The sequence below is a fragment of the Pseudoalteromonas umbrosa genome, from assembly GCF_030125375.1.
In the GTDB taxonomy this organism is placed as follows: Bacteria; Pseudomonadota; Gammaproteobacteria; order Enterobacterales; family Alteromonadaceae; genus Pseudoalteromonas; species Pseudoalteromonas umbrosa.
Window position 1 is genome coordinate 1144890 of the sequence record NZ_JASJUU010000001.1, and the last position, 15372, is coordinate 1160261.

Consider the following 15372-nt stretch of genomic DNA (forward strand, 5'->3'; position numbering starts at 1 on the left):
TATTAGAGGAGGGTTAAAGGGACATAGAGAATATAACTAGCCCCTTTCAATCATAAAAGTTATCAAGCCACCTCAAGCAACTTTTGGTGAATTGCCTGTACAACCGCGTCAGAACTAGATTGTTCTACTAAAAAACACAGGTTATGTCGGCTTGCGCCATGACAAATTAGACGAATATCAAACTCAGATAACACATCAACCAAGCAGTCATCCCCACCCCTTAGCTGAATCTCAGAACCTATCATGGCAACAAGCGTTAGATTATTTTCAACTGACACATGACAAAATTCACCTAGCTCATCAAGACAGCCTTGCTCCAATTCTGGCCTAGAAGCATTTGGCGCATTGTCCAAAGTGAGGGCAACACTGATTTCAGAAGTAGTTACAAGATCAACAGAGATATTATAGCTACTGAGTATGGTGAATATTTTTGCTAAAAAGCCACTAGCTAGAAGCATTTCAGGGCTCTTCAAAGTCAATAAAATTTGATTTTTGCGTTGTGTAACAGCTCTTATCCCAGATTGAGATTGTGTTTCTTTTTCAATCCAAGTTCCACCCTGCTCAGGTGCTTTACTCGAGCCCACAAATACTGAAATACCCTTGCGACTTGCAGGAAGAATAGTTGCTGGGTGCAACACTTTTGCACCGAATGTCGCCATTTCTGCTGCTTCGTCAAAACTCAACCTCGCTATCGGTTTTGCTTTGCTGCATAACCTTGGGTCTGTACTGAAAATACCGACTACGTCGGTCCATATATGTACACTTTTGGCATTAATCGCTTCTGCAATTAACGCGGCACTGTAATCAGAGCCTCCACGGCCAAGCGTGGTCGTTTGCCCATATTTATCGCTACCTATAAAACCCTGAGTGACCACAACGTGATCTTCAAGTAAAGGCTGTAAATGTTCTAAAGCCGCAACTTCTGTTGCAGTAATATCAGGTGTCGCTTTTGAGAAGTTGCTATCCGTTTTTAAAACATCTCTGATATCAAGACGCACCGAACTGACACCTAAATTACGTAGTACTTGAGTGAAAATAAATGATGAAAAACGCTCACCAAAACTCAATACCTCATCGCATTGCTGCTTATTTAATGCCGGTAAAAGCGCTATCTCTTTGAATTCTGTATATGTCTCGTTAAATCCACACTGCAAATCTGCATCTAGTGATACACTGTCTAATATTCGTTGCTGAATTTGCATTACAGCATCAACTAGCAATTCTCGCTGAGCTTCATCTGCTTTTTGTTGTACTAACTCCACTAAATGATTCGTCACGCCTGCACTAGCACTCACTACCACAACTCGCACTTTTGGGTCATCATTAATTATTTGCGCACAACGATGCATAGCTGTGTAGTCGGCAACACTAGTACCACCAAACTTAGCAACTACATACTGGGAATTCATTTTATCTCCTTGTGACAACATTGGTGCTGTCAAAAAATAAGGAGAACTCATTGGCAAGAGGATATAGAAATAAATTGAAAAACCACTGCCAGAAGCTCTCCACCAATAATCGGTGACAGTTCCGAGGATTCAACCCCGTAAACCGAAAAGCAATTGTGACGACCAATCACTTTCCTCGGCGATTACTTCCCTCACTTGCTGTCACTGGATGTCGTGTCCTCGAACAAGTTACCTAAGCATCGCACCTCTTCTGTCTATTTTGCGTGTTTTAAACTGAACAATAGCAAAATAAAAGCCTGCTACTGGAGCAGGCTTTTAGAAATTAACTTTTAGACGTCTAGGTGTCAAGTAGTTTTGTACCTAGACATTAAAATTTTATTTAAATTAGTTGTCCCATATAATATGAGCCTGCATAACCAATGGTATAAGCAATGAGAAGATATAACACCATCTTTAAATAACTCATGAATGTCAGCGCTTTAACTTTACTCATTGCGATGATCCCCGCAGCCGAACCAATAATAAGCATCGAGCCACCCACACCTGTTGCATACGTAAACGTAAGCCACTGCTGAGGTGTCATTTCAATTTGCGCTTTAAGTAATGCTGCCGTAAGTGGCACATTATCTACAGCTGCGCTCAACAACCCAACCAGATAATTCGCATACTCAGGTGCCAAAAATTGATATAGCTCAGTAAACATGCTCAATACGCCAACTTCTTTGAGCGCGCCCACTAACAAAAGAACACCGACAAAAAACAGTAATGTGTCGTACTCTATCTCTCGAATGTAATCAATAATCTTTTTATTGACGTCCTTTTTACGCATAAGAAACTGCGCGACTAAAAACATAAAAGACAAGCCAAACAAAAATGTAAGCATGGGTGGTACTTGATATTGCACACTTAAAAACAATGTCGCCAGTACCGTCGACATGAAAATCACTGCAATGGTGATATCAGTTTTCTCTATTCTTCTAACTTCCTGCCTTGCAAAGTGAAGTTGTTCATTCATACCTATGGACAGCATGGCTGCCAGTGCAAATACACTCACAATCGCTGGCAAAACCAATAACAGCAGATCAGGAATGGTGACTTTACCAGCTAAAAATATCATTAAGGTAGTTACATCACCTGTGATCAAAGATACACCGCCAGAATTTACGCTAAATATGATTAATGTGGCATACTTAACAAGCTTTTTAGCATCCAACTTCAAGGACATGACAACCGCCAGTGAAATTAAAGTCGCGGTAATATTGTCCGAAATCGAAGAAAAAACAAAGGCAAATGCACCGACAAGAAACATTAACTTTCTCTCGCTAATTTGCTCAGGCATGATCCGATGCACAATATTCTGAATAAAACCTTTGGAGTTTAAATAAGCAACAAAGGTCATCGCTGCCATTAAAAATAGCCATAAGGTCGCGATTTCTAAAATGTTGTGATCGAGCTGATGTTGTATAGTTTCTGAGCTTTCACCATGAATTGGAGATATAAAAGCGATAATCCAACATAAAGTGCCAAAAAAAAGCGTCGTTTTGGCCTTGTTTACATGGATAATATCCTCTATAACGATAAGCACAAAAGCTAGCGCTATTAGGGTTAGGATTATGGAAGTGACCATACGCGTAAACAACCTGTAATAAAATGTAATTTTTGTAAAGGGCGATGTAAATCGGCGCGGAGTCTAACACTATGGGCAAGTGACTGCTATCGCTAATTACACTTTATGACAAATTAGTGAACTAGTGATGTCACAAAAATGATACAAACTGGAAAGTTATGATCCCAGCTAAAAAAGTTCTTAATACATTAAATGAACACTGGAGTGTTTTGGAGCTGCTATTTAAACGCTTTAAAATGTCCGATTTCAGTATAAAAGATGTACAAAACTTAATAAAACTAAAAAACCCAAACTGGACAAGTGAACGGGTTTATAAAGAGACAAATAGATTATTAAATCAAGAAATTATTATTCCATTAGCCAAGTCTTCTCAACTTGAGATCAATCGTGCAGTCGCTGATTTTGCAAGCTTTTTATTACAAGAAGAACACTTGGGATTGGCTGAAGAAATCACTGTACTAGTGAAAGATTTGCAACGTCTAGGCGAGCGCCTTTCTCAAGCAGGCAATGAAGGTGACCACAGTGAGTTGAGACGATTCAGCCGCATAATGGACGAACGTGTCAGAAAAATTGTAAAGCTTTATCAACACAACGAAAGCGCGATCCTCAACCTAGTTGAGCAAGCAAAGTCTGATCACAGTAACTTATCACTAAAACGACGTTATCAGGCTGTCATTGAAGCCTTTGACGAATACATTGAGCCGATGCTTGAGATGGTCGACATTCACGGACCGTTCCAAGCCTGTTTTAGTCAAATTGAATTACAGATAAGTGAGCAGATAAGTCAAATTGAACAGCTTGGCCGCGGTGCACACGACAAACGTATGTTAGAGCAGTTAAGAACGCGCATTTTAGACATGCACTTAATCGGTCGCGAAAGCTTGGGTAAAAGTGCAGATATGCTCATGCCACTGCGTGAAGAGCTTAGGCGTAATACCTTAATTACACGTCAGGCCGCCAAGGTACTGGGGCTTATTCGTAAAAATGGCGTTGACCGTATGCTAAGTCCTGTACAACCTGATTTTGTATCAGATATACAACGCTTTAACCTTGGTCAAAAACGCCACATGGTTGCTTACATGGCTAGCCTCGCAGAATTTGAGCATGAAGAATATCAGCTGCCTGATCACGACGATGTACCTGCATATCAAAGTCCTAATATCCCTGACTATCAGGATGTTAGAAAATCATTTGCCAGCAGTGGTAAAACGCGCACCGCCCTACTTGGCTTCTTAAGTGATAGCTACCCGAAGCTTGAAGCTGATGAAATGCTGTTTTTATACCAAAAGCTTATCAGTGACCCTGATCTCTCGGTCACGCAGTCTGATTCTCAAGAATCAATGCAGCTGGCAAATACCAAAATTAAATTGTATCCATTTAGCGCTTCAGAGCACATTGAGTCTGACGCTGAAAAAGTAAAGCAATAAGTACAACACCATGACACAAATTAATCTAAACGACTTATCCCAGTTGCAAGCTATCAATAAAAAGCTTGCTGGTGGTTACCACATTAGTGAACAAGACACGACGCTTTGGCAAGAACTTGATCAGCACATTGAAGCTTACCAAGCGCTATTTGCAGCACTTGGTCACGATCTTCAGCATGATGCTCGCGGCTTTTATTATCTTGCCAGTGATGAAAGCACACCTAATATGGGCAAAATCAGCCGCGCCATTGCACTAACGGTGTTTATCCTCATCGAGTATTACGCAAACCAAGGCAAAGATCCTTTGCGTGCGCTTTTTGATGAGCAAATCGATTTAGAACTAATGCAGACCCTCATCCAACTTAACAAGCACTTATTTGATCAATTAGAGATCTTCTCAGGATCAGATTTAAGAAAAGATGTCTTTTTAAGGATGTTGAGATTAGGGCTTTGTAAAGAAACCGAACGAGGTTTTGTATTGTTAGCACCGGTTTATAGGTATATCGACGCCTTAATGGAAGTCAATGAAGATAATTTTGAAGCGCTAGAGGAAGAAATATGAGCGAATTATATGGACTAAGCAAACTGGCGCTTTTAAACACTGCAGGCTACGCCAAATGTGTTATCCCACTAAATAAAAGTGCTTCCATTTGTGCGCCAAACAACACAGGGAAAAGCTCTGTTATCAACGCACTACAATTCCCATTAGTCAATGACTTACGCTTGACTGAATGGGATGGTCACGACTTAGAGGAAACCAGAAAATTCTACTTCTCAAGTGACCAATCTTATATTTTACTCGAAGCAAACCTTCCTCACGGTGATGTGGTAATTGGTGTTGCTGGCCTCGGTAAAATTGCAGGGTATGCGCATCAGTTTTTTTGCTACAACGGCAAATTAAACCTCGATGACTTTACCGAAGGCAAGAGCATCATCAAATACACCAAGCTATTTAACCACCTTGGTGAAAAAGGTTTCAAACCCATTGAACTCAAAGCTGCCGAATTAAATGCATTATTAACTGGTGGCGCTACGCCTTACGACGGTGACATTAACCTTAAAATGATCCCGCTCAACAATGTGCAAGATGCCGCGATCTACAAAGAAATCTTTAGACGTATCTTAAACCTGCACAAACTTGGTGCTCATGATGTTAAGCGCTTTATGTTACGTGTTTTTGAACGTCATATGTCAAATTCAAAAGTGGACTTTTATGAAGTATGGCGTCGTGCGTTTGACAAGGTTAATCGCTCTAAACGAGAGCTTAATGCACTAGAATCAATGCAAGAACCCATTGCTGCCCTTGAGCAAATGATCGAAAGTGAAGCGACCATTAAAGGCAAGTTAGCTGCTTATGCCCCTAAGATAGATCAAGCAATTATCGCTTTTGATGAATATCAAACGACACAGATCGATGAGCTTAACGAGCAGCTTGAAAGCATAGAGCAAGAAAAGCGTGATTTTGAGCAAAAGCAGCAGCTTTATGTTCAGCAATCTCGCGATATCGAGCGTAAGCAAACACAAATTGAGCAGTGGTTTACAGACTACCAAGCCCTTAAATCAGAGTTTGAGCTTACCAATCACGCCACTTTGAAAACCAATCTTACACTGTTGAAAAAAGAGTATGAGCAACTGTCGTTCTCAATTAACAGTGCACAGGGTCAAAGTTTACATACTCTTGACTACCGTATTGGTGAAACGCAAAAGCAAATCAAGAGCTTAAAGCTTCAGCTTAAAAACTTAGAATTTAACTTATTTACCCGTATGCGTGAGGACCTCTCATTAAAAGAAGTTGAAGAGATCTCACGAATTTTAAATCCTGATCTGCTGTCTTTTGCAACCACTTCACAGGGTGAAGTCACAATTGAAGATGAAGATGCATTTGCAGACTTCTTAGCGCTTCTATCAAACGCTGTAAAAGGTGGTGAACTTAAACTACCAGGTGTCAGCATTAAGCTGAAAAAACTAGCGCCTGTGCAAATGCAAAGTGGAGAGAATAAAGCACAGCTACAAGCCCAGCTTGAAGCCCTGCAGCGCTCGCTCACAGAGCTTAAACAACAAAGAGAAGTTTCTGCAAACGTCGCCGACAAGCAGCAAGAGCGCGATGCGCTATATCAGGAGCTGATGGCAACAGAAGAGGCACTCAAACGCTTCGAGCAATTCCAAACTATGCAGCAATCAGCTGAGGCACAACTCGCGCTTAAAGATCAATTAACGGCTGAGCGCGAGCAAGTTGATGACTATTTACAGGATGTGCAACGTAATGCTGGCTCTATTTCAGATCGACGCTCGATCATCAAGAGCAAACAAGATCTTATCCTCAGACAAAGCGATCGTTTAAAGCAAGTTAAATCTGAACGTATAGACCATACATTGGCAATTTATGAAGGTAAGCAAGCCCCTTTCCCTATCGATGTTAAAATTGACTTTGATAATCTCTCAGAAATTGTGCATCAGTTTAATAAAGACTGCCAAGAACTGAGAAACCTTGATGTGAATGTCCGCAATACCTATTTGCACATTTACAATGCGGGCATCACAAAGTTTGATAACGAAACCGATGAGTCGACAAAATATGCTAAATTGATCAGCGCCTATCATAATATTGATAACGAACGTGATGCGGTAGAGCGTCAAGCGCGTGTTGCACTTACAGAGGTTGCGGCAACAATTAAAGGCTTACGAGAAGACTTAGACCGCCTACGCCGTGAAATGAACAGTTTCAACCGTGGGATCAGTCAACATCGTATTTCGAACTTAAAAGCATTTAAGATAAATGTTATTCCTCGCAAGATGCTGGTTGACAGTATTGATACCATTATCAGTACCTCAGAAGTCTACGAGCAAGGTGAAAGTTTTGATTTGCTCAGTGAAGCCAAAGCGGACGAAAACGCGGTAAATGAAGCAAAAGATCACATTATCAAGCTGGCAAGTGAAAAAGCAGGCCTGACGCTAACCGATTTATTCGACATCCGCTTTGAAGTCATCAATCGTGCTGGTGAAACTGAGCACTTTGATAAAATTGACTCAGCAGGTTCAAACGGTACGCGTATCACCATTAAGCTACTGTGTGGCATGTTGTTTATCCGCTACCTGCTTTCTGATCAAGAGCAAGCGTTGTACCGTATACCTATTTATATTGATGAAGCGGCTGATATAGACCCGCAGAACCAAAAAGCAATTATAGAGACCGCCTTAAGCTTTGGATTTGTGCCTATCTTTGCGTCGGTGAAGCCACAGATAAGTTGTGATTACCTAGTGCCAATTCGCAGTGTGAATAAAGGCAGCCAAAACTGGGTAGACGAAAAAGACTGGATTGAAGTGGAACATTCGTAGTTTAAAATGGTCTTAATAACTGGATCTTAGGGCATTTTTGCTTATCCACTAGGGTCCAGTTAGTATTACAAGGCCAAAAGCCTTAATTAAGGAGTAAAAAATGACTCGTAACCTGCTTGTAGCGCTAAGTTTAATTGTATTAAGTGCTTGTTCTAACACACCAGATTGGGACTACGATAAATCTGTTGAGTTTGCCAATTACAAAACCTTTTCCTGGTCTCCTGACACAGCCAATTTTGATAAAGGTGCAGACAATTATCAAATCAGTGAACTAATGGAAAAGCGCGTACGTAACGCAATTATTACTGAGATGGCACAGCATGGTATCACCCTTGTAGAAGGCACTAAAGCGGATGTAATGGTAAACTTCCACGCGGCAGTGGATACAAAACTTGACGTAGACACTTTCAATACCAGCTATTCTGCACGCTGGAACTATTGGGGTGTAGGCTGGCATACACAAACGCAAGCGCGCGAATATGAAGTCGGTACTTTGGTCATTGATATTATCGACAGTGCGTCAAATCAACTAGTTTGGCGTGGCGCAAAAGAAGGACGCTTACGTAAAAAGCAGTCGCCTGAAAAACGCACCGAGTCTGTTAATAATACCGTCAAAGATATTCTCGCCAACTTCCCTCCAAGGGTTGAGCACTAAAAGTACATTTAAGGCAGCAACAAGCTGCCTTTTTAAATTTACCCTACTGATTTAATTGTTCATACTTGCAAGGGAATTTCAATTAGGTAAAATTCGGCGGTTTCCGGTTCTTAATGAGCAACTATCTTGATTGAGCAACTTCGTAAAGACTTTCCTTTATTACACAAATTAGTGGATGAGCAGCCACTTTGTTATTTTGATTCTGCTGCCACAACACAAAAGCCACAGAGTGTAATCGATGCAGTAAGCCATTTTTATCAGCTCGAGAATGCCAATGTACACCGCGGTGCACATACGCTTAGCGCTGATGCAACAACAAAATATGAAGCTGTGCGCGACAAACTTGCTCAATACTTAAATGTTCACAGAAGTGAAATAGTGTGGACTAAAGGTGCAACTGACTCCCTGAATTTAATTGCCCATGGCCTTTCAGATATGTTGAATCAAGATGCAGTGATCGTACTTTCCCCTTTTGAGCATCACGCCAATATTGTGCCTTGGCAGCAAGCTGCTGCCAGAACAGGTGCTAAAATCGTTGTTTTACCCGCTTCAAAAGAAGGTGTATTGGACCACAATGCGTCTATTAAGCTCATACACAAGCTTAAACCGGCTATATTAAGTATTTGCCATGCCTCAAATGCGCTGGGTAATATACATGACGTAAAATCACTTATTGATGCCTCAAAAGCCTATTCAACAATAACTGTCGTTGATGGTGCCCAGTCATTTATGCATTTAAAACCAGACTTAACACAACTTGATTGTGATTTTTTTGTATTTTCAGCACATAAAGCGCTTGGACCTACGGGCCTTGGTGGTCTCTTCGGTCGTTTTAACCTGCTCAATAGCCTGCCTGTCTACCAGACCGGCGGTGAAATGATTGACACAGTTAGCTTCTCAGGCACTACATTTAGACAAGCACCTGAAAAGTTTGAACCTGGTACACCCAATATCAGCGGTGTCCTCGGCTTTGGAGCGGCACTTGATTATCTCAATAATATTGAACGAGATGCATTGATTGAGCATGAGTATGCTTTGTATCAATATCTGGTATCAAATCTAAAAAACATCGCAGGCGTTAAAATTTGGGGTGACACCGCACACAATATTGGTGTTGTCAGTTTTACATATAAAAACGAACATCATTTTGACATCGCTACCCTACTAAACACCTACGGCGTAGCAGTAAGAAGTGGCCATCACTGCACACAGCCTTTAATGGCACATTTAAATATTCCCGGCACAATTCGCGTAAGCCTTGCGTTTTATAATAATCAACAAGACATAGACACTTTTATCAGTGCACTTATAGAAACCATTGAGATGTTGGAAGAATAATGGATATCAATCAAATCCAAGAAAAGCTAAACAGTTTATCTGGCTGGCAAGCAAAATACCGTGAGATCATGTTACTTGGTAAACAACTGCCAAGTCTGCCGGAGCCGCTAAAAACCTCTGAGGCGCTTGTAAAAGGCTGCGAAAGCAACGTATGGCTGCATATTGACCTAGACGAGTCTCAGCAACGCCTCGTGCTTATTGCTGACTCAGATACGCGTATCGTAAAAGGGCTATTGGCGATTATTCTGGCTTGCTACAACCATACACTACCAAATAAAGCGAAAGACATAGACGCGTATCAGCTGTTTGAAGAAATGGGCCTAATTAAACATTTAAGCCCATCGAGAGGTAATGGTGTCAAAGCGATTGTTGAACGTATTCAACAACAAGTAAATATGCTCCAGTAATTGGAGCTATTTACTCGCTCGTGCTTTTTTATCTAAGTACTTTCGAATAGATTTTGCCGCGGCAAAAAAGCCAAAACTACCTGTCACCATGGTTGCTGAGCCAAAACCCGTAGCGCAATCCATATTTTTACTGCCATCAGCTTGTTGTTTCGCCTTACAAACTTCTCCATCCCCTGTTGGGTAAACCAGTTGCTCTGTGGAGTACACACAATCTACCGCAAATTTGCGCTTTGGATTAGTGGTAAAGTTATATTGCTTTCGCAATAAATATCGCACTTTTGCGAGTAGTGGGTCATGGGTTGTTTTGGCAACATCACCAAAGCAAATCTGACTTGGGTCAGTTTGACCACCTGCTCCGCCAGTTGTAATCACAGGAATTTTGTTACGCTTACAATGCGCTATCAGTGCCGCTTTCTCTTTTACAGCATCAATGCAATCAATCACATAATCAAAGCCTTGAATGTACTCTTTGATATTCTCTTGCGTGATAAAATCGTCTATTACCGTGACCTGACAATTTGGATTGATGCTTTCAAGACGGGCCTTCATTGCCTCTGCTTTAATTTCACCGACTGTTTGCGTCACTGCGTGTAATTGACGGTTGATATTAGTTACACAAATATCGTCAAGATCGATCAGCGTAATATGTCCGATACCAGTTCTTGCTAATGCTTCTGCAGCCCAACTGCCCACACCACCGATGCCTATAACGCAAAAATGCGCGTCACTCAACCATGCTAATTGTTGGTCACCATATAATCTGCCGATGCCACCAAATCGAAGTGACGTATCTTGATCTGTCATATTACCACTCTAACTGCTCAGGCTGACGCCATGATAAAAATACTTCATGCTCAATTAATTGCATAAATTTAGAACCTTCTTCAGGCTCGATACTAAAAGCCACACGCTCGTTATTCCAATTAAACGACAGATAATACGCGTGTAAATACACTCTATCGGACTGTTTACCACCATAGCTATCATCACCTAATATGGGTGCAGACAAGCTTTTCAAGGCAACACGCAATTGATGAGTCTTACCACTATACGGTTTTAGCAAACAAGCTCTTAGACCCGACTCAATACTAGTAGAATAAAACCGAGTTATCGCTGGGTTTTCTTGGCTTTTTAAAAGTTTATATGTGCCGCGTCGAGACTTGGCCATATCGCCTTTTACCCACCCCTGTTTTTTCTTTGGCTTGTCTGAAATCAGCGCGAGATAATATTTATCTACTTCGCGACTTGTAAACAGCTCTGTCAGTTTCGCAGCCGCCTGACTAGATTTTGCCAACACCAATAAGCCTGATGTGACCTTATCTAATCTGTGCACAGGAAATAAACTCATTTCCAACTGCGCTTCAAGCAAAGCAACAAACCCAGTTTGCTCTTCGCTATGAAAACTGACACCACAAGGCTTGCAAGCAACAACAAAATCTTCATGCTGTGCAATGACTTTGATATCAGCCATTAAGAAACTCAATCACTCGGTCTAAATCTTCAGGTGTATCAACACCTGCATGTACAGGTTTACACGCTTTGGTCACTTTTATTGAGTGACCGTGATAGAGCACTCGAAGTTGCTCTAAAGATTCTTGCACTTCCAGTGGCGAGACACTCAACTCAAGATAGGTTTTTATAAACCCAGCGCGATAAGCATAAATACCCACATGACGTTTAAAGTGTGTAAGTGGAATACTATCTTTGTCCAACGGCATCATGCTGTCACGCTGAAACGGGATAGGTGAGCGAGAAAAATACAGTGCATTATTCTTAATATCGCTAACTACTTTCACAGCATTCGGATTAAGCACTTCTTCCACATCCTCAATGTCAACGCTCAATGTTGCCATAGGTGCAGAAGAGTTAAACAGTAACTCCGCTACTTGAGAGATATTTTCTGGTTCGAGCAAAGGCTCATCACCCTGCACATTCACTATTAATGTATCGTCATCCAAGTTGAGTAACTCAACAACCTCAGCTAAGCGTTCAGTACCAGACTGGTGATCTTCACGGGTCATCAATACGTTATCAGTAAAACGCTTTGCTTCATCAAAAACCAGCTGATGATCAGTCGCGATATAAGCTGCTTTTGCACCTGATTTTTGCGCTTGTTCAAAGACTCTTTGGATCATTGATTTACCACAGATATCAACCAGAGGCTTACCTGGCAAGCGTGTTGATGCATACCTGGCAGGTATGACAACTATGAATTCCACTTTTCTACCTCTTCAAGAGATAATTCTCTTGCCTCATTTTCTAGCAAAACAGGAATATCATCTCTTACTGGATAGGCAAGCTTTGCTGCTGTGCTGATAAGTTCTTTGTTATCTTTATCATATGCTAGTTTGCCTTTGCATACTGGACACGCAATAATTTCAAGTAATTTAGTATCAAACGCCATGGGTAATAATCCCCTTTCTATCTAATAAGTTGTGAAGCTTGTTAACAAGCCCTTCTGACGGAACAGCATCTACGCGTAAAAAATACCAGTTGTCTTTCGCATAAGACTGGCATTTTACTGCGTCTTTTTCTGTCATAAATATGTTGCTTTTGTTGTAGATCTCAAAATCTTGTTTTGTAAACATATGATGATCTGCAAAGTGTTTACTTTGTGTGATTGTCACCCCATTTGCACTGAGTGATTTCTCAAAGCGAGATGGATTACCGATCGCACTTACGGCGATACCTTTAGGCTCAAATTGCGTAACCCGTGCCCCCGTTTTCACACTGTAAATACCTGTAGTATTGAGTGAGTAACCGTCCTCTTTGATGGAACCATTAAACACGGTTAGGTCAACCGATTTTAAGCGCTTGGGCGTTTCTCTCAGTGGCCCAGCAGGTAATAATAATCCATTGCCAAAACGACGCTCGTTGTCAACGATGCAAATCTCAATATCTCTATCAAGCTGATAATGTTGAAGCCCATCATCACTTACAATGATATCAGGCTCATTGTGTGCGATTAGGTATTCGATACTCGCTTTTCGATCACCGCCGATAATGACATCACAACCTAATCGTTTGTAAATTAATAGCGGCTCATCTCCTGCCTGAGCAGCGGTGCTGTCATCACATACTTTATATGGCGTATGTGGCGGCTTTGCGCCATATCCACGACTGATTACAGCGACTTTCAAACCAAGTGATTGCAAATAAGGCACGAGCCAAAGTACAAATGGTGTTTTACCGTTCCCACCAATACCAATGTTACCAACAATCATTACTGGTACAGACGCCTTGTACGATGACTTTATACCAGCACGAAACATCAACCTTCTTACAGAGCTTACTAGCCAAAAAAGTCCACTTAATGGTAATAAAACGATATTGATAAGGCTAATTGGTTTGTACCAGCTTTGTTCCACTTTGTTCATTGTTATTCACCATATTGCATCTTGCAAAGTGCAGAATACGCTCCATCGTTGGCAAGCAACTCGTCATGTTTTCCTTGCTCAAGAACACGCCCCTTATCCAATACATAAATTTGATCAGACTTTTCTATGGTTGAAAGGCGATGTGCAATCACTATAGAGGTCTTATTAATCATCAGTTTATCAAGTTCCTCTTGGATCAACCTCTCAGACTCTGTGTCTAATGCCGAAGTAGCCTCATCCAATATTAATACAGGCGCATCTTTCACAATGGCACGCGCTATCGCTATACGCTGCCTTTGACCACCAGAAAGCATTACACCGTTCTCACCAACTTCAGTGTCTAGACCTTGCGGTAAATCTTTCACAAACTCCCAAACGTGCGCTTTTTTAGCAACTTCAATTAATTCCGCTTCACTGAGCTTTTCATCCAAACCGTACATAATGTTATTTGCAATCGTATCATTGAACAAAGTGACATGCTGAGAAACAAGCGCAAATTGATTTCTGAGGCTAGCTAAGGTGTATTCGCTTAGATCTACACCGTCTAGTGTAATAGCGCCGCTATCCAATTCATAAAATCTCGGTAATAAACTAGACAATGTCGACTTGCCAGAGCCACTACGGCCCACTAACGCGATACTCTTGCCCGCAGGGATCTCAATCGAAAGGTCTTTGATAACTGGTTCATCTTTTGTAGGATAAGTGAAAGTTACGCCCTTTACGGAAATTGCGCCTGTCACACTATCAACAGAGTGCGTGCCAGTATCCTTTTCTTTTTCTTCATCAAGTACATCAAATATACTTTTCGCAGCAGCAATACCCCTTTGAAAATCACTGTTTACGTTTGCAAGCTGCTTCAACGGACGGAGCATCATAACCATAGCCGTGATCAAAGAGGCAACAACACCCGGTGTTAAAGACTTATGCACATCTGGCATTGCAATAATCGCCAAAACGACAGCCATAGCACTGGCCGCAATCAATTGAATGACTGAAACACTGAGCGCCCTTGTCGCATCCATTTTAACCCGCTGCTGACGGTTATGATTATTCACTTTTGCAAAATGTGTAATTTCTTTTTCCTGACCGCCGAATCCATGGATCTCCTTGTGGCCAGACAACATCTGCTCAGAACCTCTTGTCACCGCGCCCATCGCATCTTGTATGTTTTTTGAAATCTTTCTGAAACGTTTAGAAACTATACTGACCACAATCGCAACAAATGGCACAATAATTAGAAACAAAAGTGATAACTTCCAACTAATTGCGAACATACCCCATAATAAAAAGACAACAAATGCCCCTTCGCGGATAGCAACTTGAAGTGCACGTGTAACCGCCTGCTGAACCTGCTCTGTATCGAATGTGATTTTTGAAACCAGTTCCCCATTAGAGTGCTTATCATGAAAAGAAACCGGCATAAACAACATATGCTCATATAGCTGCTGTCTTAATTTTCTTACAACTTGAGAACCTACATAGCTTAAGCAATATGAAGACATATAATTAAAGATACCACGCCCTAAAACCAATAAAATAACCACAAACGGAGCCATGGCGAGTACTTCTTGATTACCTTGCGTCAGACCATCATCCATAAATGGTTTCATTAATTGAATAAACAGCGCATCCATTGCGGCATATCCAAGCATACCAATTATCGCAAACAAAGACGCTGCTTTAAATTCATAGGTGTAAGTCAAAAGCCTTTTATATATTTGCTTTCCAGACTGTTGCATAGCGTTACTCTAAAACTTCAAAACCCCCTTATTGTATCTGCCATCAAGCAAAAACTG

14 protein-coding genes and 1 riboswitch are annotated in these 15372 nt (G+C 41.2%); of the genes, 6 read left to right on the forward strand and 8 right to left on the reverse strand.

All coding sequences use genetic code 11. The features are described from left to right. Positions 1–62 precede the first annotated feature (62 nt). Positions 63–1409 (reverse strand): lysine-sensitive aspartokinase 3, encoded by a 1347-nt coding sequence (lysC, locus tag QNM16_RS04950; protein ID WP_284019464.1) that lies wholly within the window; start codon positions 1407–1409, stop codon positions 63–65. 84 nt (positions 1410–1493) lie between these two features. After that, positions 1494–1667, reverse strand: a riboswitch (Lysine riboswitch). Positions 1668–1788: 121 nt separating this feature from the next. After that, entirely contained in the window at positions 1789–3036 is a 1248-nt protein-coding gene (nhaD, locus tag QNM16_RS04955) for a sodium:proton antiporter NhaD (RefSeq protein WP_284019465.1), read from the reverse strand. Between the two features lie 158 nt (positions 3037–3194). Between nhaD and QNM16_RS04960 the strand changes: the two genes are divergently transcribed. From QNM16_RS04960 to QNM16_RS04985, 6 genes are all read left to right on the forward strand, one after another. Then, positions 3195–4463: a hypothetical protein gene (locus QNM16_RS04960; RefSeq protein ID WP_284019466.1), complete on the forward strand. Its 1269-nt coding sequence runs from the start codon at positions 3195–3197 to the stop codon at positions 4461–4463. 10 nt (positions 4464–4473) lie between these two features. Then, the gene (locus QNM16_RS04965) at positions 4474–5025 is read left to right on the forward strand and encodes a condensin complex protein MksE (protein ID WP_284019467.1); all 552 of its coding nucleotides are present in this window, start codon (positions 4474–4476) and stop codon (positions 5023–5025) included. After that, a complete protein-coding gene (locus QNM16_RS04970; protein ID WP_284019468.1) occupies positions 5022–7799 on the forward strand; it encodes an ATPase in 2778 nt (925 codons plus the stop codon). Before QNM16_RS04965 ends, QNM16_RS04970 begins: the two co-directional genes overlap by 4 nt. 100 nt (positions 7800–7899) lie before the next feature. Further along, complete coding sequence (locus tag QNM16_RS04975; RefSeq protein ID WP_284019469.1) at positions 7900–8454, forward strand: DUF4136 domain-containing protein; 555 nt, start codon at positions 7900–7902, stop codon at positions 8452–8454. A 126-nt stretch (positions 8455–8580) separates the two neighbouring features. Next, on the forward strand, positions 8581–9792 hold the full coding sequence (locus tag QNM16_RS04980; protein WP_284019470.1) for an aminotransferase class V-fold PLP-dependent enzyme: 1212 nt from the start codon (positions 8581–8583) through the stop codon (positions 9790–9792). Continuing rightward, positions 9792–10199, forward strand: a complete 408-nt coding sequence (locus QNM16_RS04985; protein WP_284019471.1) for a SufE family protein — start codon at positions 9792–9794, stop codon at positions 10197–10199. Before QNM16_RS04980 ends, QNM16_RS04985 begins: the two co-directional genes overlap by 1 nt. A gap of 6 nt (positions 10200–10205) precedes the next feature. Here the strand turns inward: QNM16_RS04985 and tcdA are convergent, their stop codons facing one another. Genes tcdA through msbA form a run of 6 tightly spaced genes read right to left on the reverse strand, consistent with a single transcriptional unit; the run spans position 10206 to position 15315 of the window. After that, entirely contained in the window at positions 10206–11003 is a 798-nt protein-coding gene (tcdA, locus tag QNM16_RS04990; protein ID WP_284019472.1) for a tRNA cyclic N6-threonylcarbamoyladenosine(37) synthase TcdA, read from the reverse strand. Between the two features lies 1 nt (position 11004). Then, the gene (locus tag QNM16_RS04995) at positions 11005–11670 is read right to left on the reverse strand and encodes a TIGR01621 family pseudouridine synthase (RefSeq protein WP_284019473.1); all 666 of its coding nucleotides are present in this window, start codon (positions 11668–11670) and stop codon (positions 11005–11007) included. After that, positions 11663–12418: a 3-deoxy-manno-octulosonate cytidylyltransferase gene (kdsB, locus tag QNM16_RS05000; RefSeq protein ID WP_284019474.1), complete on the reverse strand. Its 756-nt coding sequence runs from the start codon at positions 12416–12418 to the stop codon at positions 11663–11665. Before kdsB ends, QNM16_RS04995 begins: the two co-directional genes overlap by 8 nt. Next, positions 12406–12603 (reverse strand): Trm112 family protein, encoded by a 198-nt coding sequence (locus QNM16_RS05005; RefSeq protein ID WP_046355029.1) that lies wholly within the window; start codon positions 12601–12603, stop codon positions 12406–12408. Before QNM16_RS05005 ends, kdsB begins: the two co-directional genes overlap by 13 nt. Beyond that, positions 12593–13576, reverse strand: a complete 984-nt coding sequence (gene lpxK / locus QNM16_RS05010) for a tetraacyldisaccharide 4'-kinase (protein WP_284019475.1) — start codon at positions 13574–13576, stop codon at positions 12593–12595. Before lpxK ends, QNM16_RS05005 begins: the two co-directional genes overlap by 11 nt. A 2-nt stretch (positions 13577–13578) precedes the next feature. Continuing rightward, a complete protein-coding gene (gene msbA, locus QNM16_RS05015) occupies positions 13579–15315 on the reverse strand; it encodes a lipid A export permease/ATP-binding protein MsbA (protein WP_284019476.1) in 1737 nt (578 codons plus the stop codon). Between the last annotated feature and the right edge of the window lie 57 nt (positions 15316–15372).